The organism is Xanthomonas cissicola, from assembly GCF_008801575.1.
In the GTDB taxonomy this organism is placed as follows: domain Bacteria; phylum Pseudomonadota; class Gammaproteobacteria; order Xanthomonadales; family Xanthomonadaceae; genus Xanthomonas; species Xanthomonas cissicola.
Genome location: NZ_VZPL01000049.1, coordinates 1 through 20,918 on the forward strand (window position 1 = coordinate 1; position 20,918 = coordinate 20,918).

General features: G+C 63.6%; 16 protein-coding genes and 2 pseudogenes. 4 read left to right on the forward strand and 14 right to left on the reverse strand.

From position 1 onward, the window contains the following. Positions 1-106 (forward strand): annotated as a pseudogene (locus F7R02_RS17630) (IS5/IS1182 family transposase); the annotation flags it as partial. Positions 107-269: 163 nt separating this feature from the next. Here F7R02_RS17630 and F7R02_RS17640 read toward each other — a convergent pair. From F7R02_RS17640 to F7R02_RS17695, 11 genes and pseudogenes are all read right to left on the reverse strand, one after another. Continuing rightward, positions 270-2,198, reverse strand: coding sequence for an alpha-L-fucosidase (locus tag F7R02_RS17640; RefSeq protein ID WP_078590479.1), 1,929 nt, complete (start codon positions 2,196-2,198; stop codon positions 270-272). 461 nt (positions 2,199-2,659) lie between these two features. Further along, positions 2,660-3,048: pseudogene (locus F7R02_RS17650) on the reverse strand (transposase); the annotation flags it as partial. Then, positions 2,999-4,009: an ArdC family protein gene (locus tag F7R02_RS17655; protein WP_151210138.1), complete on the reverse strand. Its 1,011-nt coding sequence runs from the start codon at positions 4,007-4,009 to the stop codon at positions 2,999-3,001. The pseudogene F7R02_RS17650 and the gene F7R02_RS17655, both read right to left, overlap by 50 nt. Positions 4,010-4,076: 67 nt before the next feature. Further along, complete coding sequence (locus tag F7R02_RS17660) at positions 4,077-4,322, reverse strand: hypothetical protein (RefSeq protein ID WP_078591418.1); 246 nt, start codon at positions 4,320-4,322, stop codon at positions 4,077-4,079. 71 nt (positions 4,323-4,393) lie between these two features. Next, complete coding sequence (locus F7R02_RS17665) at positions 4,394-6,274, reverse strand: DUF5906 domain-containing protein (protein WP_139371121.1); 1,881 nt, start codon at positions 6,272-6,274, stop codon at positions 4,394-4,396. Positions 6,275-6,332: 58 nt separating this feature from the next. Continuing rightward, positions 6,333-6,500, reverse strand: coding sequence for a ribbon-helix-helix protein, CopG family (locus F7R02_RS17670; protein ID WP_139371122.1), 168 nt, complete (start codon positions 6,498-6,500; stop codon positions 6,333-6,335). A 603-nt stretch (positions 6,501-7,103) separates the two neighbouring features. Further along, positions 7,104-7,781, reverse strand: coding sequence for a DNA N-6-adenine-methyltransferase (locus tag F7R02_RS17675; protein WP_235857545.1), 678 nt, complete (start codon positions 7,779-7,781; stop codon positions 7,104-7,106). A gap of 127 nt (positions 7,782-7,908) precedes the next feature. Continuing rightward, the gene (locus F7R02_RS17680; protein ID WP_139371123.1) at positions 7,909-8,160 is read right to left on the reverse strand and encodes a hypothetical protein; all 252 of its coding nucleotides are present in this window, start codon (positions 8,158-8,160) and stop codon (positions 7,909-7,911) included. Positions 8,161-8,399: 239 nt separating this feature from the next. Continuing rightward, entirely contained in the window at positions 8,400-9,335 is a 936-nt protein-coding gene (locus F7R02_RS17685; RefSeq protein WP_078591421.1) for a hypothetical protein, read from the reverse strand. 38 nt (positions 9,336-9,373) lie between these two features. After that, entirely contained in the window at positions 9,374-10,138 is a 765-nt protein-coding gene (locus tag F7R02_RS17690; RefSeq protein ID WP_078591422.1) for a hypothetical protein, read from the reverse strand. Then, the gene (locus F7R02_RS17695) at positions 10,125-12,035 is read right to left on the reverse strand and encodes an integrase arm-type DNA-binding domain-containing protein (RefSeq protein WP_078591423.1); all 1,911 of its coding nucleotides are present in this window, start codon (positions 12,033-12,035) and stop codon (positions 10,125-10,127) included. The genes F7R02_RS17690 and F7R02_RS17695 overlap by 14 nt, the downstream gene beginning before the upstream one ends. Positions 12,036-12,278: 243 nt before the next feature. Between F7R02_RS17695 and mutS the strand changes: the two genes are divergently transcribed. From mutS to katG, 3 genes are all read left to right on the forward strand, one after another. Then, the gene (mutS, locus tag F7R02_RS17700) at positions 12,279-14,834 is read left to right on the forward strand and encodes a DNA mismatch repair protein MutS (RefSeq protein WP_167521053.1); all 2,556 of its coding nucleotides are present in this window, start codon (positions 12,279-12,281) and stop codon (positions 14,832-14,834) included. A gap of 260 nt (positions 14,835-15,094) precedes the next feature. After that, positions 15,095-15,709 (forward strand): DUF937 domain-containing protein, encoded by a 615-nt coding sequence (locus F7R02_RS17705; RefSeq protein WP_003484199.1) that lies wholly within the window; start codon positions 15,095-15,097, stop codon positions 15,707-15,709. A 450-nt stretch (positions 15,710-16,159) separates the two neighbouring features. Beyond that, complete coding sequence (gene katG, locus F7R02_RS17710; protein ID WP_078591425.1) at positions 16,160-18,406, forward strand: catalase/peroxidase HPI; 2,247 nt, start codon at positions 16,160-16,162, stop codon at positions 18,404-18,406. A gap of 123 nt (positions 18,407-18,529) precedes the next feature. Here the strand turns inward: katG and F7R02_RS17715 are convergent, their stop codons facing one another. From F7R02_RS17715 to F7R02_RS17725, 3 genes are all read right to left on the reverse strand, one after another. Then, on the reverse strand, positions 18,530-18,937 hold the full coding sequence (locus F7R02_RS17715) for an RNA-binding S4 domain-containing protein (RefSeq protein WP_003484207.1): 408 nt from the start codon (positions 18,935-18,937) through the stop codon (positions 18,530-18,532). Positions 18,938-19,157: 220 nt separating this feature from the next. Then, the gene (locus tag F7R02_RS17720; RefSeq protein ID WP_078591426.1) at positions 19,158-19,814 is read right to left on the reverse strand and encodes a glutathione S-transferase family protein; all 657 of its coding nucleotides are present in this window, start codon (positions 19,812-19,814) and stop codon (positions 19,158-19,160) included. A gap of 58 nt (positions 19,815-19,872) precedes the next feature. Then, positions 19,873-20,568 (reverse strand): helix-turn-helix transcriptional regulator, encoded by a 696-nt coding sequence (locus tag F7R02_RS17725; RefSeq protein ID WP_005932171.1) that lies wholly within the window; start codon positions 20,566-20,568, stop codon positions 19,873-19,875. Between the last annotated feature and the right edge of the window lie 350 nt (positions 20,569-20,918).

The window sequence follows — 20,918 nt, forward strand, 5'->3', positions numbered from 1 at the left end:
CGGCCTGGCCAAAAACACCGCACACGTGCTGACCTTGTTTGCGCTCTCCAATCTGTGGATGAAGCGAAAGCAGTTGCTGCCGGCTATGGGGAGCGTGCGCCTGTAAACCAGGAAATTCCCACGGAAAGCGCCAGAAATGGCGAAATTCCAAAGATTCAAACGCCACTCTTCGGAACGACGCGACATCCCGCACTCTCAGGCCTCGTTATTCAGACCTTCCCTAGCGATCCCCTCCCACGCGGCGCACGACCGTGCAGGAGCGCACGCGCTCATCGCAAGCGCGAGAACGCACCGATCCCTGCGATCGCCAGCCGCTCGGCGGGCACGGCAGTTTCCGCGAACGACAGCCGCAGATAGCGGATCTGGCGGACTTCTGGGAAATTCAGCCGCTGGGTCGAGAGCGCATAGGCGATGTTGGAGAGCTCGCCGGCGCCGGCCGGCTGCCAGTGTTGGCCATCTTCGCTGGTTTCGACGCGATAGCCCTTCGGCGGCGCCGCACCGGTCATCACTGCGCGCGAGGGCGTGAGACTGAACCCAGCAACCTGACGCGACGCGCCGAGGTCGATGGTCGCCTGCACGGGATGGCCCGGCGTCGGTGCGGGCGTGATCCAGATCGTGCTGGCATCGTCGTCGAGCAAGGTCTCCGCCCCTGGCGCGCTCGCCTCGACGATGCGCCAGCCGGCGGTGGACAGCACGTCCGGTGCATTCGCCGTCGGCCGCGCGACCGGCACCGGCGCAACGGCGCGGAACAGCGCGAATTCGCTGATCGCCGGGCAGACCGGCGCCTCGAGCACGACCAGGCGCACCCGGCGTGCGGCGATCGGGCGCTCCAGGCGCACGATCCGCTGTGCACCGATGCACTGCGCCTCGGCCAGCCGCCGCCATTGCCCATCGACCTCGGCTTCGACCGCGAAGCGGGTAACGCGCACGCCCAGCGGCAGATACTCCCGCAACCGGATCAGGTCGAAGCTGTGCACCGTCGACAGTTCCAGCGTCAGCGTTGGCGTGGTGACCTCGTCCGGCGTGGACCAGTAGCTGTCCGGCTGGCGATCGAGCACGCGCGCCGGCTCGAACCCGGCACCGCGCGAGGCGCTGGCACTGGCCTTGGCGCCCTTGGCCAGGTCGATGGCGAAGCTGGCGCGGATCGCGTCGCCGAAACTCTGCAGCACCGCCACGTCGTGGTCGGGGATGCGGCCGCGTCGGTCGGGCGGCAGATTGAGGTTCATGTTGGTACCGCGCGCCACCGAGGTGTCGAAATAGCGCACCAGATTCTCCGGGCTCCGCACCTTGCCGTCTTCGTCGGCGTGATAGAACCAGCCCGGACGGATCGACGTATTGGTTTCGGCCGGCCACCACAGCGCTCCTCCGCGCACGCCGGAATTGCCGTTTTCCTGGGTGTACGGCGCATTGGGCATCGTCGGCCAGGATGGATCGCCGGCGATGCCATCTTCGTTGCCGCCCCACCGGATATCGGCACCGAGCGGATCGAAGGTACATGCCATCGGCTGATGCTGATGCACCAGCTCGATCATCCGCGGCCAGTTGTAGTACGCAGGCGCATCGATCTTGCGCGATTCGCGCGCCCCACCGTAATAGCCATCGCCACCATTGGCGCCGTCGAACCAGAACTCGAACAGGTCGCCGTAACCTGTGCAGAGTTCGACGATCTGTTTGCGGAAATAGTCCAGATAGCCGGGGCGGCCATATTCTGCGTGGTTGCGATCCCAGGGGGAGAGATAGATGCCGAAGGCCAGGCCGCCGCGTCGACACGCCGCGGCCATCTCGCCGACGATGTCGCCCTTGCCGTTTTTGTAAGGCGAATTGCGGATGCAATGCTCGGTCAGGCGTGTCGGCCAAAGGCAGAATCCGTCGTGATGCTTGGCAGTGAAAATCAGCCCTTTCAGATTGCCGGCCTTCGCAGCAGCGACGATCTGATCGGCTGAAAAATCGCTAGGATCGAATTTGCGCGGATCCTCGTCGCCATAGCCCCATTCCTTATCGGTGAAGGTGTTCATCGCAAAATGCACGAAGGCGTATTGCTCCCACCGATGCCAGCGCAGCTGGCGCGGGCTGGGCACCGCACCCCACGGCGCCGGACCGTTGGCACGCGGCGTCTGCGCAATGCGCGCTGCCGACGCGCCGAAGCTGGCGGCAGCGGCCACCACACCTGTGGCAAGAAAGGTACGACGATCGATCATTGGCGACTTCCGACTTTGCACAAGTTTCGATCTTAGCTTTTCCAACGGCGAAGCGTCCTCCCACCAAGCCAAAAGCGGTTGTGCAAAGGACCGCGTGCGGGTTGGCCCCGGGGCGGATGGCGTTGGAGAGCGTGCGAAGCAAACCGCAGCCGTTCGCGGCTTGACGGCGGCCTGCCTCAGAACATTGATGCCTTCAGCCCTATGGCATCCGCGGGAGGCGTCCCAATCTGCTCCTACAAGCCACCATGTACCGCCGAAAGCAAGACAGCGTGACGCTACCGGCGCTGCCGTTCCAGCTTGCCTGCCGTCCGAGGGTATTCGGTATCTTGGGTGGATGATGACCCCGCTGACCGTGATGGGAGCTTTCTGGGTCAGCTCGATGCTCAGCGCGTAAGCTCCCCCGATCCGCAGACACCGCATAAGTAGATCTTTCTGGCATCTTTCCCAAGTCAGGAGGCAGGACGCTTACTCCACTCGTAGTAGCCGCTGGCCGATACCTTCAGGCACCGGCACATCAGCCGAATCGGAAACTCATCGCGGCAACGTTCGATCACCTGATACCTCAGGGTGATCCCTTTGCGAAGAACGTCGCCGCTTCTCGCAAAAAATCCCGTTCCTTCTTCACCCGCGCCAACTCGCGCTTGAGTCGAGCCAGCTCCTCGTCCCGAGGCGTGCCACTGCCGCCGAATGCGGCCGTCCCCGGGGTCTGCGCCTCGCGCTTCCAGCGGGTCAGCAGGGTGTCGCGAATCCCCAGCTCCCGGGCCACCTGGGCACAGCTGACGCCGGGCTGGCTGGCCTGCTCAACCGCGCCACGCTTGAACTCGGCAGTGAACTTCCTGCGCTTTGACATGAACACTCCTCATGGCCTTGATCGGCCTTCTTGTAAGTGTCCGTGAAAACGGGGGTGAACCCAACGTCGGGATGTCCAAGAAGGTCATGATCTTCTCGGCTTGGCTGGCGGCGCGGAACAGGGTCTTGGGGTCATCGGCCAGAGCCTTCATCCAAGACTGCAAGTAGGCGGCGTGCTGATCTTCGTGCTCTTTGCCCAAGCCAATGCCCAAGCGCTCGGAAATGAAAAGGCTGGACAGCTCTGCAACCAGTTCCTCCTTCGCGTAATCCTGGCTGCCGAAACGGCCAGTTTGGTCTCGGTCAAGCCGATGCTTCGCGCCAGTCCAGTGGGACACCTCGTGAAGCAAAGTGGCCTGGTAGCTCACGTCGTCGCTGAAGGTGTGGTGCTTGGGCAGGTGGATTGAATCTGCGGCGATGGAGTAAAAGGCCCGGTTCCCGCCATCGTGGTGGATCTTCGGTTGGTGCCGATCCAGCAGCTCCCGAACCCGCAGGTTGCGGACCGTCTCGGGCATGACAAAGGGTGGCGGGGGCTCGGGCATGCCGTCGATCTGGCTGGCGTTGAACACCGTCGCAACGAAGACGGATGGGCCTTGGTAGCCCTTCTCTTCGCCTTCAGCGGGAGGCTGCTCGCCCTCCTGGGCCTTGCCCGTCTTCGAGAAATCCCAGTAAGCGATCTGGTGGCCCATTTCCCCTCGGCGCACCTGTCCGCCAACGGCCAGCGCTTGCTTATACGTCAGCCACCGGCTGTCCTCGTAGCCGTTGACCAGCTGCGCCCCTCTCAGGATCAGGGTGTTCGACCCGCGATACTGCTTGCCCGTGGTGGGATTCCAGGGCCCGTTGATGGAGCCGTTCGGCGGGGCCTCGCGATCATTCCATGGCTGGCGCCAGGGGATGGTTCCCTGCTGCATGAGGGCGAGCATGCGCTCGGCGGTGGCTTGGATGAGATCGGAATACTTGGACATGGGGTGGTGCCTCAAATCTTTTTCAAACGCCTGCGCCTCTTAAGCAGGTACTTGTGGGTGGTTGGGTTTAGAACTCGAAATGCAGATCGACGGATTTGCGCTGGTCCAGCAGACGACGCACCAAGTCGGCGATGTCGTTTTCGCTGCGTAGCCCCTCGTCTCCTGGCTTGCCTTGCCTGATGTGCAAACCAAATGCGGAGCGAATCAGGAGGAACTGGGGATCAAACTCGGGGCCCTCGGGGCCTTCCAGATTGGACAGACCGATGGCCTCCTCGTGGAAAGCGTCTTCGGGGAATGGGTGGGGCGATGGCATGGGTGGGGGCTCCTTTGCTGGGATACCCCTTTGCAATACCGCGGCCTGGGGAAAAGTAAAGGCCTGCGCCCTTACTTTCCTGCCGCTTTCTTTTTAGCGCCCTCGGCCTTGCGGCATTCCCGTGCCTCCGTCTCGCGTTTGTCCTGGCACACCCAACCTGCAGCCTCCTTCGCCTGCCTTGCGCGGGTCTCGCCGCGTTCAGCCTGAACCTGCTCATACGGCGTGGTCGCGCTGAACCCAAACATCTCGCGGATCTCCGATGGTGTTTCCTCCCAGTCCTTTTTTAACAGGGCTTCAGCCCGAGCCACGCTGGCCTGGTTGGATTCATCGTTGGCGGCGCGCATGGCGCTTACCTCGGCCTGCCGCTGCTCGGGGGTCATAGAGGCCAAGCGCTTCTGGGCGGCTTCCTCCGCACGCTCCTGGTCAGTTTGCTCCCCCTGCCAGATGCAGAGGAAGCAATCGGCCTGCTCTCCGTTGATCCGGCGATTGGAGGGCCGCCCGCGCAGGTGCCCGGCGGTCTTCAGACCGCGGGTGAACTGGCGTTGCGAGAGGATTTCCTCGGCCTCAAAGCCCTTCTTTTGGCACCAGGACACGTAGCGGGTGTGCATGGCCTTGATGCTGCTCCACTGGCCGCTGCCTGCGGCTTCGCCAAACGAAACTCGGTCCGAATGCACCCAACTGGCGATGGAATCGGCGTTGTGGATCACGGCTTGTTTGTAAGCACGAGCAGCCTCCGGCAGCTCGTGGTCGGCCATGAAACGGCCGCGTGCCACGACCCGGCGGGCGCCTTCCAGCATCCAATCGAGGAACAGCTGTCCTTCCTCGGCAAGCAGCTTTTTGTGGAAGTCTGGGATCCGCTCGGACTCGGGGATCGCGTGTGCCCATTCCACGATGGAGAGGCGTCGGGCCACCCCGCCAGACTTGTCACGGAAGAACGGCGCGGAGTTCGACGTGATGATCCACTTCGCTTTGGAGTGGTAGTTCAAAACGGACAAGTGTTTGCGATTGATCCCGATGCCGTTGCCACTGACCAGGGTCTTGAACGTGCCTTCCTTCCAGCGGTCGCATTCCACCTCATCGACCAAGATGAGGTTCGCGCCGATGATGTGCTCCAGCGCGAACACGTCGCTCAACGTCGCCAGATCCAGGCGGGCTACCTTGTTGTGCATGCCTTCCACCGCCTCGGCCAGGCTGCTTTTGCCGGAGCCCGCCGCGCCGTGCCACCAGGCTGCCATCTGATAGCTGCCCGGAAGCAACGTCATGCCGCACTGTTCCTGCACCAAGTCCCGGACGCCTTCGTCAGGCAGAGCCCGGGCCAGAAACGTCGACAGCAGGCTGTCGGCAGGCAGGGGCTTAAGGGTGTAAGCCTGGCCATGCGCGGCGTTGGTGGTGATGTTGATCGCGTGAGTCATGCCATAGCGCGGTGCTGGGGCCAGGGCGTGGATGCTGTCTTTGTTGATCTCCAGGTAAGCGTCCTGGCAAGGCACCAGCGAACGGCCTTCCAGTTGCGGCAAGGGCGCTTGCTGGCCCAACCGGGTGCGTGCGTAGGCCCAGAGCCCGGCGGCGGTCTTGTCGCAAGCCTTGGCGGGGATGTTGGTGTCCAGCCAATCGGACGCCAGGCCCTGCCCCTTGCCGCCATGGACCATGGACCAGTGGTTGGTCTCCCAACGATAGATCAGCGTGGACTGGGTGGCCCACTCGTCGCGGACGCTGGCCCAGAGGTTGCCGTCCAGGCCGAGCTGGAGGTGGCGGGCGTAGAGGAAGTCCAGGCTCTCCGGGCGCAGCTCGCCTTTGTTGAGCTTGGCCTGTTTGTGCCGATCCAGTGCCCGATGCTCCACTTTCAGGTTGCTGGAGAACTCCTCGCGATTCCTCTCCCAGTGCTTTTCGATCAGGAAATGAACGTTTGCGGGCTTGACGGCCGACGGATCTTCGGCAACATTAAGTTTAGACATTGTAGTTAGCTCCAACGAACCCTCGCCCTGCCAGGCGGGGGTTTCGTATTTGTGGGGGTTAGGCAACTTGCGGCAAGGCGTTGTCGAGGATGCGCCGCAGCTTTTCACTGGGAGAAATCCCCGAACGCTTGGCGTCGGCTTTCAGCCGTTCAATCAGCGCCCGTTCCATTCGAGCATTGAACGGGTCTTTCCGAATCGAGGACTGAGGGGTTTTCTGCGGCTGCATGGAATCTCCGTATTGCTTGTGTAATACATCCAAGAAAGCAGGTTTCCGAACAACGTCAAGCCCAAAGCGAAAAGAAAGTTTTTAGTTGCTGGTTAACTCTGCTGCTGGTTTTCTGCTTTTTCTTAAACCAGCACCCAAACCAGCAACTAAAAACACTTCAAGTGATTGATATTTATTATTTTTGTTCAAAAAATAAGCTAACTGCTGGCTTGCTGGTTTAAAATTTAAATTTTACGCTCGCACAACGTCTCAACGAAGATTGATATTTTTGAACCTCTTCACTCTTTTTCATCACTGAAGAAAAGTCGAATAAATTAACCAGCAAACCAGCAGAAGTGGGAAGGCCTTGCCCTGTATGGCTTTAGCTGCTGGTTTGGCTGCTGGTTTACGGCTTGAGCGTTAACCAGCAGAGACGTTAACCAGCAGAAAACGCTAACAACATGGATACGGATGGATTCTTTTTCGCATGGTTTTACCAGTGAGTGGCAGGAAATAAGCGCCCGTTACCCGCGGGAGAAACAAAAGCAAAAGCAGCTCAAGGCAAAAGCGCCTGGGAGGCAAATGCGAGGCCTCCGGCCTTTTTTCACTCACCAAGCGTCGCCATCACTCGTCGTTTGCAGCCTCGCAAGCTCCGGCCACCATGCCTACGCGGGCCATGTCCAGGTAGCCACCCGGGATCTGCCCTTCGCTAACCGCCAGGCGAAGCCGGCGTGCCGCCTCCTCCCCATAAGCCACGAACACCGGGCCGCAGGGCGGCGCGTCCCCAGGTGTTCCGTCCTGACGGCAGAACTTCAGCCTCCCGCGCTGGAACACAATGGCGCTCGTGGCAGGGTGGTTGAGCACGTGGTCCTGGAACCAGGCCGTGTCGGTCCTGGCAAACACCAGTGCGATGCCACCGCTCGGGTGGGTGGCCAGCTTCTGCATCCAGGCATTCTGTCCGCGGCCGAACGGCGGGTTCATGAAAACGAAGGCGTCTGCGGGCCAAGGCGTCGCCAAGCCGTCCTCAATGGGCGTCAGCATCCGACCCGCCGTGGGCCAAGGCATGTCTTCCGGCGTGCACGGATCGAGGTCAAACGGACCCAACCCCGTGAAGCATTCTCGCGGGCTCCCCCAGATCAGCTCCGGTGGCGTGAGCCAGGTGTCCGTGGTCTGCACTGCCGGCAGGCGGTCGTAACCGACCATAGCGGCGGCAAGCTTGGTGGATCGAGGGATGGACGTGGTCTTGCGGTCCTTGGGCAAACACAAAGCGGTGGTCTCGGGGGTGTGGGCAACAGCATTCATGGCAATCTCCGGTGGTTGAAGTTTTCTGAGCAAAGCTTCGCCATCACGGCCTGGGAGCCGCGCTCTGCGAAAGGGGTTGAGGGATTGGGCCAAGCTTGGCCCGGACTACTTCAGGCGTGTCAGGCCATCAGTCGTTGGCGGCGTCCTGGACGTCAAGGAAGCGCTCCAGGGTGGCGATCTGCAGGGTGAGAACCTGGTGGGCTTGAAGCGCCGTCATGTCCCCGCAGGCCACCATGACCGACTGGGCAATGCCCGCCTCGAACTGGGCCAAGGCCTGAGGAAGCGCGTCGGCGAGGACGTCAGCCAGGGCCTGAGGCGTGAGCGCGGCCCGGTGATGACGAGCGGCGACGGGGTCGAGCTGGAGGATGATAGGAAGCATGTCGGCGGGTCCGTGTTGGTGTGGGAATAGCATCCTTTGAACCGCTAATCGCGTCTGGCGGAAAGGGGCGGTTGCCCCTTTGGCTTGACGACGGGCACAAAAAAGCCCCGGACGTGAGCCGGGGTCTTGGATAGGTCGACCTGGCGTCGGCGGAAGCCGGCGCCTCCCTGCCTTTTCTTCCCCTCCGCTCTTCGGCGGCGAGCAGCCGCCGCACGTTCGCTCCAGCGATCGCCTCCACCTTAGAACCGAAACGGTGGCCGCTCGATGGGAGGCCCTGCGGGCGGAAGGGTCACGTCCAGGATCGCGCCGCGCACCTCACTGACCTGCATCTCTAACGCTCGGCTTTCTTCGGCCCATTGCTCCACCAACGCTTTGTGGGCGTCCTGGGCATCCACCTTGTCCTCCTCCGGTGTGAGATGGGGGATCACGTTCTGGACACGCTGCAAGTGCTCTTGGAGCTCACTTCTAATGCCTTCCAAAGCTCCTATGTATTGGCTCACCCACTCATTTTTGAGTGTCAGGTCGACCCAAGGCAACTTGAACGCCTCGGGCAGTGTGGCCTGCTGAAGCATCACGATCCCTCGGCTATCTTCCCGCAGAGCGCCGCCTTTCGCTCGGAACAAATCCAGGAGGGCCTCACGCTCCTCCGCGCTCCATCCCGCCAGGTTCAGCGACGAAACCCTGCCCTCGATCAACGTGATGTTGACCTTGCCCTCCTTAAGGACCTTGAATCGCGCGCTTGGAGGCATTGGGGCCTTCCGTCCTAGCACGTCGCCATCTTCTCGGCTTTCCCGCCACCGTCGGACACGGGGGTGGGCATCGGCCCATTCCAGCAACCGGGATATGGGAACGGCGGTGTGCGTGCCGTCGTCTACCAACAGGGGACCCGTCGGACTGTCGCTCTTGGCCAATTCGCGGAACGCCTTCTGCGATAGGTTAAGCAGCCCCGCCGCTTCTGCGGACGTCCAAGGCCTCGACTCGCTCGGACGCGTGCGTCCGGCTCTAGCGGCCGCGCGTGCCTGGTGATCAGCGACTGCTTCTTTCTCCACATCCCGCTTTAGGCGCGCCCATGACACGCCCTTGCCGCTCATGAACTCAGGGTTCCCGGGGGCGTAGGTCTCGCGGTAACGCTCGATCAGTTTGACGAGGACTTCTTGCTTGGAATCAAGAGACATGGGGGCTTGCCACCAAGAGGAAACCTGATGGTAGGCGATCAGAACCGGAACGGCTTGCGCGTGCTCTCTGGCGCAGTGGGCGGCGGCAGCCTGTCTTCCAGCCCTCTAGCGCGGTCTTGGTTGCGTGCGTGGTCTCGGGCTCCCAGGAAGGCAGCTAGCGCATCCTTCATGGCGTCATCGAAGGGATCGCGCGCCTCAACACTGATCCACGGCTCCAACAACGCGTCGGCCAAAGGCGCATCCCAAATCTCACCGTCGGCCAGGGCCCGGTCCAACGTGCCCTCGTCCACTGTGAGCACGTGCCCGGCGATCAGGCCTTCCACTACGGCCCAGGCGTGGGAGGTTGCCCAGTCCTCGTGCGACGTCACCAAGGTGGCGTAGCGTCCAGCGTTCTTGCGCAGCTTTTCCAGAGCCAACTTGGCCTCATGGATCTGTCTCTCCAGTTCCAGCTCCCGCTGCTGTTGATTCAGCCGCTCCAACTCCGAACTCAACCGGCGCTCTTTCGCAGTCCTGCCCTGTTGACCATCTTTCCAGGCCACGAGCTCTTCGTAATCGTATTTCACCCGCTGGTTGGGGCCGTCCAGGGCACTGCCGGACGCTTTTTGAAAACGTGGGCCCATGGGCGGGATTCGGCGGCGCCACTCGCCCAGCGTGTCGGCATGGATGCTCAGGAACAACGCTGCAGCCTTGGCGGACACCATCCCGCCCCCCGCGCTTTTGGCTCGGATCAACTCCCCATTCCAGGCCGCTTCGGCTTTGGCACGGAAAGCCTCTTCTGTGCGAACCGGTTCAATCCTCGTCATCGAACGCCACCTTCTGATTTCTTGCGGCAAAGATCGTAGCTGGCGGGTCGTTGACCTCGTCAAGCCGCGGCTTGTCCGTGCCTTTCCAGCGGTTCCACACCCTCGGGCTGCTGGCCATCATGTGCTCCTCTACGAGGGCAAACGCCTCCCGTAAAACAGCCCATTCCTGCTCCGTGTAGATCGCATCGGTGGAAGCGGAGTCCTTGTCCTTGACCCTGTGGTGAAGCATTTGCGATACGACCCGAGCTTTGCCGCTGTGGAGCCGTTCTGCGTAGCGCCCCAACGTGCGGCGCAAATCGTGAGGGGTCAGGCCGATGTCCACCTCCTCGCGCAAATCGATCAGCCCGGCGTCGCGGCGCACGTTGGCGATGATGGACTTGCTGTCGGAGTAGTGACCGGATTTGCTGCGCCGGGACCTGGCCGGAAAGACGAAACGGGTTCGATCCAGCGCGTGCTCGGTGTTGGCAACCGCGGCCTGAAGGGTTTCAATCAGGGCCGCGTGTCCGCCCCGCTTGATTGCTGTGGTGAGCGCGGCCTTGGCGGCCTCCAGCCCTTTCTTTGCCCCGCCATCGTCCTCGCGCTCGTTGAAGCGTCGCTGCAGGACGCGCTCGGCAAAATAGGTGACAGGCAAGAACCGCTGCTCTTTGTTCTTGGTTTCAAACAGGTAAACCTGGCTGCCCGCGCGCTTGGTGGTTGGGTTGATCTCCCCGGGGGCCGCTAGCCAAACCCAAGACACCAGTTCCTGCGACAGCTCACCCGGGGTGCAGCGGTCATACCACCGCAACGGCGCCGCTTCGCTACGCCTGGTTCCCCAAAGCAAGGTCAGCAGCAGGTAGTCTGCACCGGCCGCGTTTCGCCCGCCTTGCTCGTCCCGCCGTGCTGCAATGGCTTTGAGGACCTTGGGCAGGGTTTTGTCATCCAAGGGATTGCGAACCTCGGCGCGGCTGTAGTGGCTGCGCAGTTCGTGGGCTTCGCGGAGCATGTCCCGAGTATGGATAACGACCAGGGGGTTGTAGAAGTGGCGTTGGGGCCGGCCGAACTGGTGATCGCGCGCTTTCTCCTCTTCGATGATGAAGTCAACCGCTCGCCTGGCGTCCGAGAACGTGTGCTCGGTTGAAGAAAGCCCGGCTGCTCGGACCCGCTGGATGTATTTGCCGGTGATGCCCAGCGCTTCCAACTGGGGAACGGTGAGCTTGGCCCAGTCCTCTACCTCCGCCAGCTTGTTGCTTATTTCCCGGGGAATGCGGTTAGACAATTGCATGGAGCTGATCCGGCAAGCGTCAAAGGCTTGCTGGATGACCTCCAGCTGGAGCTGACTCAGGGTCTTGTCCGACAAGGCAACAGTGGGCCGTGAAAGGCGGGACAAACTGTCGCGCACCGCATCTACGCTGACCGGTTTGATCTTCTTGTTCTTTGCGCGGGAATCCAGGTGCGCGATGTAACGCTCCATCCCCTCCCGCAAGGTTAAGTCCCCGAACTCTTTTTCCGATTCCCTCTCCTGGGTTTCCAGTAGCTGCCGCCGTTTGACGTGGACGGGGTTCTTCCCGGTTTGCTTGAGCAGCGCTAGGTGCTCTCGGCAAACCTCCCTCGCCTCGTCCAGAGGCATATCCGCGACGTTGCCCAGGGTGAAGCGGATTGGCTTGCCATCGGGCCCGCGCTTCTGCCCCACGTAAGTGGTCATTGTGGAACCGACGCGGAAGCCAAACCCGGAGGGCGCCCCCGGCCCACCGTCCAACACCAAGTAGGGCCTGCCCTCCGACCGGGGAGCGAGGCGGACCTTGCCCTGCGCGTCCCATGCAGGGGCCTTGGTCAAGGACAAGGCCAGGACTTGGTTGTAGGTCAGATTAAACTTGAGCGATCCAGCTCTCTTGCTTGCGCTTGTCGCGGTCTTCGTCATTGCATCCCCCCTACACTTCATTGCTACATTAGCGCACGCCATCGCCCGTTTCTACGCCCCCGTTGCTACATTGATTTGACGTCATTTCAGCCACGCCGCTACTCAATTGCTACAAAAAACACCGTCACTCGTCGTTACTCGCCCCTACTCACCGCCATTGCTCAACCACACAATAATTATCAAGTGACTGATTTAAAAGTGATAACCAGTGACACCAAGGATGTGAAGGAACACACGCCTGCCATGAAGCAATTCTTCGCAGCCAAATCGGACTACCCCGATCTGCTGCTGTTCTTCCGCATGGGCGATTTCTACGAGCTGTTCTACGACGACGCGCGCAAGGCTGCGCGGCTGCTCGACATCACCCTGACCCAGCGCGGCAGCTCCGGCGGTGCGCCGATTCCCATGGCCGGGGTGCCGGTGCATGCGTATGAAGGCTATCTGGCGCGCTTGGTGGCACTGGGCGAGTCGGTGGCGATCTGCGAGCAGATCGGCGACCCGGCGCTGGCCAAGGGACTGGTCGAGCGCAAGGTCGTGCGCATCGTCACGCCTGGCACGGTCACCGACGAGGCGCTGCTGGACGAACGTCGCGACACCTTGTTGATGGCGATCTCGCGCAGCAAGCAAGGTTACGGCCTGGCCTGGGCCGATCTGGCCGGCGGCCGCTTCTTGGTCAATGAAGTGGACAGCGCCGATGCGCTGGAAGCGGAAATCGCGCGTCTGGAACCTGCCGAACTGTTGGTCCCCGACGAAGACAACTGGCCCGAATTCCTGCGCGGGCGCATCGGCGTGCGGCGCCGGCCGCCGTGGTTGTTCGATGCCGACAGCGGGCGCCGCCAGCTGCTGGCGTTCTTCAAACTGCACGATCTGTCCGGCTTCGGCATCGACGACAAACCTTGCGCCACGGCGGCCGCCGGCGCATTGCTCGGGTATGTCGAGGAGACCCAGAAACAGCGCTTGCCGCACCTGACCTCGATCGCGATGGAAGTGGCCAGCGAGGCCATCTCGATGAACGCGGCCACGCGCCGGCATCTGGAGTTGGACACCCGCGTCGATGGCGATACCCGCAACACCTTGCTCGGCGTACTGGACAGCACCGTCACGCCGATGGGTGGGCGTCTGCTCCGGCGCTGGCTGCACCGTCCGCTGCGCCTGCGCGATGTGCTGGTGCAGCGCCACCATGCGGTCGGCACGTTGATCGATGCAGCTGCCGATGCCGATCTGCGCGAAGCCTTCCGTGCGCTCGGCGATCTGGAACGCATCCTCACCCGCGTGGCCTTGCGCTCGGCGCGGCCGCGCGATTTTTCCACCTTGCGCGATGGCCTGGCGCTGCTGCCGAAGGTGCGCGCAATCCTGGCACCGTTGGATTCGCCGCGCCTGCAGGCGCTGCATGCCGAACTTGGCGAGCACGATGCCACCGCGCATCTGTTGATCAGCGCAGTGGCCGAGACGCCGCCGCTCAAGCTCAGCGACGGCGGCGTCATCGCCACCGGCTACGACGCCGATCTGGATGAGCTGCGTCGGTTGTCCACCAATGCCGATCAATTCTTGATCGACCTGGAACAACGCGAGCGCGCCAGCAGCGGCATCGCCACGCTCAAGGTCGGCTACAACCGCGTGCACGGCTACTACATCGAGATCAGCAAGGGCCAGGCGGAGAAAGCCCCGTTGCACTACAGCCGCCGGCAGACGTTGACCAACGCCGAGCGCTACATCACCGAAGAACTCAAGAGTTTCGAAGACAAGGTGCTGTCCGCGCGCGAGCGTTCGCTGTCGCGCGAAAAACTGTTGTACGAAGGCCTGCTCGATGCGCTTGGCACCGAGCTGGAAGGTCTCAAGCGCTGCGCGGGTGCACTCAGCGAACTGGATGTCCTGGCCGGCTTTGCCGAGCGCGCGCAGGCACTGGATTGGTCGCAGCCGGAACTGGACAGCGCCCCCGGCCTGCGCATCGAACGCGGCCGTCACCCGGTCGTGGAGGCGGTACGCGAGCAACCGTTCGAGCCCAACGATCTGGACCTGCACAGCGATCGGCGCATGCTGGTGATCACCGGCCCGAACATGGGCGGTAAATCGACCTACATGCGGCAGAACGCCCTGATCGTGCTGTTGGCGCATATCGGCAGCTACGTGCCGGCCAGCCGTGCGGTGATCGGGCCGATCGACCGCATCCTCACCCGCATCGGCGCCGGCGACGACTTGGCGCGCGGGCAGTCCACCTTCATGGTGGAAATGGCCGAAACCAGCTACATCCTGCATCACGCCACTCCGCAATCGCTGGTGCTGATGGACGAGATCGGCCGTGGCACCTCCACCTACGATGGCCTGGCACTGGCCGATGCAGTCGCGCGCCATCTGGCGCAGACCAATCGCTGCTACACGCTGTTTGCCACGCATTATTTCGAGCTCACCGCACTGGCCGACGCATCGCATGCCGGTGGCGCCAGCGGTATCGCCAACGTGCATCTGGACGCGGTCGAACACGGCGAGCGTCTGGTGTTCATGCACGCAGTGAAAGATGGCCCGGCCAATCGCAGTTTCGGCCTGCAGGTGGCCGCACTTGCCGGGCTGCCCAAGGCGGCGGTAACGCAGGCGCGCCGGCGCCTGGCGGAACTGGAACAACGCGGCGGCGAAAGCCACAGCGCGCAGATGGCGCCCACCGCGCTGGATGCGCCGCAACAATTCGGACTGTTCACCGCACCCTCCTCCGCTGCGCAGGAAGCCTTGCAAGCGCTCGACCCGGATGAGCTCACGCCCAAGCAGGCGCTGGAGGCGCTGTATCGGTTGAAGGCGTTACTTTGAGGGCTGGGAATCGGGAATCGTAAGAGCGTAGCTGCGTACGCTGCGCTTTCGGACGCATTGCCTTGCAGGACTCGGGGATCGATTTGATCCTGCTTTGTGGGTTTTGTTCGCTCAGGTTGGAAGTCGTGATCGCATGATTGCGTGGTTGCCCAGTCCTGCATCGTGTCGCGTCAGGCTTGGCGTGTGCAGGTCGCTGGATTGATCTGTCGGCGCGACGGGCGCACCCTGCCGCAAGGCTTCGCCAGACAGGAAACCTTCCGATGACCACATCCGCTTCGTTGACCGATCAACTTGCTGCGCAATTGCAGGGCCCGCAGCTGCAGCAGCTCGCCGGCCGCCTGGGCATCGCGCCAGAGCAGGCGCGGTCGGCAGTGCAGGCCGCGCTGCCGCTGCTGATGGGCGCGCTGGGCCGCAATAGCCAGCAGGCCGGTGGCGCCGATGCGTTGCTGGTCGCATTGCAACGCGACCATGCTGCCAGCCCGGACCTCGGCAGCTTGCTCGGCTCGCTGTTGGGTGGCTCGGCCACCGGTGCGCAGGGCAACGGTGCCGGCATCGTCGGCCATCTGTTCGGCGACAAGGCGCCGCAGGCCGCTGCCGGCCTGGGCCAGGCCACCGGGCTGGAGACCAGCAAGGCCAGTCAGTTGCTGCAACTGCTTGCCCCGATCGTGATGGCGTATCTGGCCAAGCGCTTTTTGAGCGGCGAAGCCGCATCCAGCAGCCAGCTCGGGCCTGCGCTGGCCCAGGAGCATCAGCAGGTGCGCAGCCATCCCGCCGCCGGCGGGTTACTGACCAGCGTGCTGGACCAGGACGGCGACGGGCAGCTGGGCCTGGGCGATGTCATGAAGCTGGGCGGCAGCCTGTTCGGCAAACGCTGAGACGCTGAGTCTCCGACGCATCGTCACATGCATCCGTTGCGTGCATCCGTTGCGGGAACGCATTGATTGCCTGCAACTGCGCCGCGATCACCATCCGGCACGCTGGTCGGGCACTCGCGTGCTATCCATAGCAGCACACTATCGATATGGTTGAATAATTCGAATTCACCAAATGATCGATGCTCTTTATCGTGTGCGAACGCCTCCACGATAAGTCCGCCTGATGCGCTTGCTTGCGCCGCTCACCAAACTGCCCGTCGATGCATTCCGGGCTACCCAGGCAGGCGCTAGCATCGGCAACCGAGGCGACCATGCGCAGCCCGCATCGCACGCAACTTCCCCATTCCTGATGACCCAGTCTTAAGCACCGCCCGCGATTTCGATTCCACCAGCACGTGCCGGCATCTTCGGCACGCAGCTCCCCAAGTGCTCCTGCACACAGGTATTGCCATGACCACCGAAGCAAAGTGCCCGTTCAACCACGCCGTCGTCGGTACCGGAACCACCAATCGCGATTGGTGGCCCAAGCAACTGCGCGTGGATCTGCTCAGCCAGCATTCGAGCAAATCCAACCCGCTGGACCCGTCGTTCAACTATGCCGACGCGTTCAAGCGCCTGGACCTACAGGCGCTCAAGCAGGACCTGCATGCGTTGATGACCGATTCGCAGGACTGGTGGCCGGCCGACTTCGGCCATTACGGCCCGCTGTTCGTGCGCATGGCCTGGCATAGCGCCGGCACGTATCGCATTGGCGATGGACGTGGCGGCGGCGGACGTGGGCAGCAGCGCTTCGCCCCGCTCAACAGCTGGCCGGACAACGTCAGCCTGGACAAGGCGCGCCGCCTGCTGTGGCCGATCAAGCAAAAGTACGGCCAGGCCATTTCCTGGGCCGATCTGATGATTCTCACCGGCAACGTCGCGCTGGAATCGATGGGCTTGAAGACCTTCGGTTTTGCCGGCGGCCGCGAAGATACCTGGGAGCCGGATCAGGATCTGTACTGGGGCCGCGAAACCAAGTGGCTGGGTGGTGACGAGCGCTATTCGCGCGGTTCGCCCGGCGTGGACGAAGCGCACGGGGTGCTGGTGAAGGACGACGACAGCCAGGTGCCGCATACCCGCGACCTGGAAAACCCGTTGGCCGCCGCGCAGATGGGCCTGATCTACGTCAATCCGGAAGGCCCGGACGGCAACCCCGACCCGATCGCCTCCGCGCGCGACATCCGCGACACCTTCGCGCGCATGGCCATGAACGACGAAGAGACCGTGGCGCTGATCGCTGGCGGCCACACCTTCGGCAAGACCCACGGCGCGGGCCCGGCCGACAACGTGGGCGCCGAACCCGAAGCCGGCGAGCTGGAAAGCCAGGGCTTCGGCTGGCATAACCGCTACGGTAGCGGCAAGGGCGCCGACACCATCACCAGCGGCCTGGAAGTCACCTGGACCACCACGCCTGCGCAATGGAGCAACGATTACTTCGACCATCTGTTCGGTTTCGAGTGGGAGCTGAGCAAAAGCCCGGCCGGCGCGCATCAGTGGGTGGCCAAGAACGCCGACGCCATCATTCCCGACGCGCACGACGCCTCCAGGAAGCATCGCCCGACGATGCTGACCACAGATCTGGCGCTGCGCTTCGACCCCGCGTACGAAGCCATCTCGCGGCGCTTCCAGCAGCATCCCGAACAATTCGCCGATGCCTTCGCTCGCGCCTGGTTCAAGCTCACCCACCGCGACATGGGCCCACGCGCACGCTACCTCGGCGCTGACGTGCCTGCCGAAGAGTTGGTGTGGCAGGACCCGGTGCCGGCGGTCGATCACGCACTGGTCGATGCGCAGGACGCCGCCGCGCTCAAGCAGACCATCCTGGCCTCGGGCCTGAGCGTGGCGCACCTGGTGTCCACTGCATGGGCGTCGGCCTCCACGTTCCGCGGCTCGGACAAGCGTGGCGGCGCCAACGGTGCGCGTATCCGCCTGGCCCCGCAGAAGGAGTGGCAGGCCAATCAGCCCGAGCAACTGGCCAAGGTGCTCGCAACGCTGGAACGCATCCAGGCCGACTTCAACGCTGCGCAATCGGGTGGCAAGAAGATCTCGCTGGCCGACCTGATCGTGCTGGCCGGTAACGCCGCAGTGGAACACGCAGCGCAAGCCGCTGGCCACCAGGTGACCGTGCCGTTCGCACCCGGCCGCACCGATGCGTCGCAGCAACAGACCGATGTGGAATCCTTCGCCGTGCTCGAACCGGTGGCCGATGGCTTCCGCAACTTCGCCAAGCGCCGCTACGCAGTGCCGGCCGAAGCGCTGTTGATCGACAAGGCCCAGCTGCTCACCCTCACCGCGCCGGAGTTGACCGTGCTGGTCGGCGGCCTGCGCGTGCTGGGCGCCAATGTCGGCGACTCGAAGCATGGTGTGTTCACCAGCCGTCCCGGTGTGTTGAGCAACGACTTCTTCGCCAACCTGCTCGACATGCGCACCGAGTGGAAGGCCACCTCGGAGGCGAAGGAGGTGTTCGAAGGCCGCGACCGCAGCACCGGCGAACTTCGCTGGACCGGCACGCGCGTGGACCTGGTGTTCGGCTCCAACTCCATCCTGCGTGCGGTGGCCGAGGTCTACGCCAGCGCCGATGCGCAGGAGAAGTTCGTGCACGACTTCGTCGCCGCCTGGACCAAGGTGATGCAGCTGGATCGCTTCGATCTGGCCTAGGCGTCCTCACTCACACGCACCTGCCAACATGCAGGTGCGTGTGCCTGGTAACGCAAACGCCCCGAATCACCGGGGCGTTTGCGTTTGCGGGTCTATTGCATGACAGCCTGTTGCGACAGTGCGCTACAACGCATCGATATCGCCCAATGCCGTGATCAAACGTCGCGCACGCTTGTCCGGTTTACCCTCGGGCGCCCGGTAGCCGGTGCGCTCGGCAGCGCGCTGCTGGCGCCATTGCGCGCGGGCCTCGCGCGAGCTGTCGCTTTCGATGTACAGCGCCTGCGCGACCGGCGCCGGGCCGCGCACATCGCTGAGCGCGGCAACGGTGATCTCGAAGATTTCGCCGCCGCGGTCGATACGCAGTTGTTCGCCGCTGCGCAACGCGCGCGACGGCTTGGGACGCTGCCCGGCCACGTCTACCTTGCCGGTGTCCACTGCGTTCTTGGCCAGGCTGCGCGTCTTGAAAAAGCGCGCTGCCCACAGCCAGACATCCAGCCTGACCGTTATCGCCTGTTCCAGCTCTAGATTCATTCGTTTCGCGGTCTCGTGTCGTGCTTTGGCTCGCGCAGTGCGCTGTGCATGCGCGCGCTGCGATCTTGCGCAAACGCCGGTTCGGTTGCCGGCGTCTTCGGCGACGATGGCGTGCGCCACACCCGATGTTTGGGCCACGGCTGCGAAACTCAAGCGGGCAGGACCAGGTGCGGCTTGGTCCGCACCGCAGGGCAGTACCGCCGATGGACCGCCGTCTCCGCTAGCTGTTCGTTATGTCCACGGTGCGCGGCATATCCGGGTTCGGATGCGCCGCGATCAACGCATCGTCGGTGGCGTTGGCACGCAGTGCCGCAGGTCGGGCGGCATGCCGTAGCGCGAAGGCGGTAAACGCAGGACGCGGCTCCAGCGTGCCGGTACGCGTGTAGAAACCCACCACCGCCGCCATGTATAGGTCGGCCGCGCTGAAGCGGTCGCCGGCCAGGTGTTCGCGGCCCGCGACCGCCTGTTCCAGCGTCTGCAGAAGGTCCGCTTCGTGGCCGTAGCCGGCGATGCGTGCCGGTGCCAGCACGCCGCTTTCCTTCGCGGTCAGCAGCGCCTCCACTGGGCCGGCCAGGAAAAACAGCCAACGGTAATAATCGGCGCGCGCCGGCGATCCCGGCGGCGGCGCCAGGTGCCGCTCCGGCACCAGGTCGGCCAGGTAGGCACAGATCGCCGCGTTCTCGGTGACGACCGTGTCGCCATGGCGCAGCGCAGGCACCTTGCCCATCGGGTTGATCGCCAGATAGTCAGGCGCCTTCATCGTGGTGTTGTAGTCGAGGATGACCGCCCGGTACGGCAGGCCGGTTTCCTCCAGCATCCAGCGGGCGACACGGCCGCGTGACAGCGGGTGGGTGTAGAGCACGATCTCGGTGGACATGGGCAGACTTCCCTGGTGGACAGCCTTCAGTCTGGTCCTGCCCTGCTGACAGGTGCTGTCAGCAGTCGGCCCCGTAGCCGGTCGCCGCGCGCCAGCGCTTGATCAGTAGATGCCGGCGCGAGGGATAGCGTTCGCCGTCGTCGGCCAGGGCCAGCACCCGGTCGGCACGGAAGTGGCGGAAGTCGCCGCGCAGTTCGCACCACGTGGCGATCATGCCGTAGCCGCCGAGAAAGGCCATCGCGAACGGCCAGACCCGCCGCTGCGAGGCAGCGCCTTCGGCATCGGCGTAGTCCATCCGCAGCACGTGTTCGAGCCGGATGCCGCGACGCAGGATCGGCAGCCACGGTGCGGGCGGTTGCGCCGCATCGGCCGCGGGCACCAGCAGCCCGCTGGTCTCGATCGATGCGCGCAGGGTGCCGGGCAGCGTGGCGGTGATGCGCGCCACCGCGCGCTGCGCCGCCTGCGCCAGTTCCGGATCGGCCTGGCGCCCCACCCAGCGCGCGCCCAGGGTCAAGGCCTCCAGTTCGTCCTCGGTGAAATTCAATGCCGGCAGCAGGAAGCCTGGACGCAACACGTAACCGACGCCGGGATCGCCGAGGATATCGGCGCCCTGCGCGCGCAAGGTGGCGATATCGCGGTACAGCGTACGCAGGCTGACGCCCAGCGCAGCGGCGAGCTGGGCACCGGCCACGGGCCGACGTCGTCCGCGCAGGGCGTCGAGCAGATGCAGTAAACGGGTCGCACGGATCACCATCGCGACAGCATAGTGGGCTTTGCGTCCTTGCTGCTTTGGGCCGCACAGCGATCCGGCATCCGGGTCATAGACGAATGGGCGCATCCATAGGAATCCAACCGCGATGCAGCGCTCGGCCGGCGCATCAGCAGGCCAGCTGTCGAACACGTCCGACCATGGCTGCGGCCCAGCCGATACACGCTTCCCCATCCTCGCCAGGCCCACCTGCCGCGTTGCGATGCATGCACAAACCCTAGGCAGCTTCGCATGCCGCTGCCAGACAAGGCGCGCAGCGCGCTCCACGATCGGCGCGCCCCACGCCACATAGCCGCAAGTGCGCTGCATCCGGGCTCACCCGGGCAATGCTAGTG

Excerpts from the sequence above, each read along its gene's own strand:
- F7R02_RS17640 (WP_078590479.1), bottom strand. The coding sequence starts at position 2,198 with ATGATCGATCGTCGTACCTTTCTTGCCACAGGTGTGGTGGCCGCTGCC.
- F7R02_RS17655 (WP_151210138.1), bottom strand. The coding sequence starts at position 4,009 with ATGTCCAAGTATTCCGATCTCATCCAAGCCACCGCCGAGCGCATGCTC.
- F7R02_RS17660 (WP_078591418.1), bottom strand. The coding sequence starts at position 4,322 with ATGCCATCGCCCCACCCATTCCCCGAAGACGCTTTCCACGAGGAGGCC.
- F7R02_RS17665 (WP_139371121.1), bottom strand. The coding sequence starts at position 6,274 with ATGTCTAAACTTAATGTTGCCGAAGATCCGTCGGCCGTCAAGCCCGCA.
- F7R02_RS17670 (WP_139371122.1), bottom strand. The coding sequence starts at position 6,500 with ATGCAGCCGCAGAAAACCCCTCAGTCCTCGATTCGGAAAGACCCGTTC.
- F7R02_RS17675 (WP_235857545.1), bottom strand. The coding sequence starts at position 7,781 with ATGAATGCTGTTGCCCACACCCCCGAGACCACCGCTTTGTGTTTGCCC.
- F7R02_RS17680 (WP_139371123.1), bottom strand. The coding sequence starts at position 8,160 with ATGCTTCCTATCATCCTCCAGCTCGACCCCGTCGCCGCTCGTCATCAC.
- F7R02_RS17685 (WP_078591421.1), bottom strand. The coding sequence starts at position 9,335 with ATGTCTCTTGATTCCAAGCAAGAAGTCCTCGTCAAACTGATCGAGCGT.
- F7R02_RS17690 (WP_078591422.1), bottom strand. The coding sequence starts at position 10,138 with ATGACGAGGATTGAACCGGTTCGCACAGAAGAGGCTTTCCGTGCCAAA.
- F7R02_RS17695 (WP_078591423.1), bottom strand. The coding sequence starts at position 12,035 with ATGACGAAGACCGCGACAAGCGCAAGCAAGAGAGCTGGATCGCTCAAG.
- mutS (WP_167521053.1), top strand. The coding sequence starts at position 12,279 with ATGAAGCAATTCTTCGCAGCCAAATCGGACTACCCCGATCTGCTGCTG.
- F7R02_RS17705 (WP_003484199.1), top strand. The coding sequence starts at position 15,095 with ATGACCACATCCGCTTCGTTGACCGATCAACTTGCTGCGCAATTGCAG.
- katG (WP_078591425.1), top strand. The coding sequence starts at position 16,160 with ATGACCACCGAAGCAAAGTGCCCGTTCAACCACGCCGTCGTCGGTACC.
- F7R02_RS17715 (WP_003484207.1), bottom strand. The coding sequence starts at position 18,937 with ATGAATCTAGAGCTGGAACAGGCGATAACGGTCAGGCTGGATGTCTGG.
- F7R02_RS17720 (WP_078591426.1), bottom strand. The coding sequence starts at position 19,814 with ATGTCCACCGAGATCGTGCTCTACACCCACCCGCTGTCACGCGGCCGT.
- F7R02_RS17725 (WP_005932171.1), bottom strand. The coding sequence starts at position 20,568 with ATGGTGATCCGTGCGACCCGTTTACTGCATCTGCTCGACGCCCTGCGC.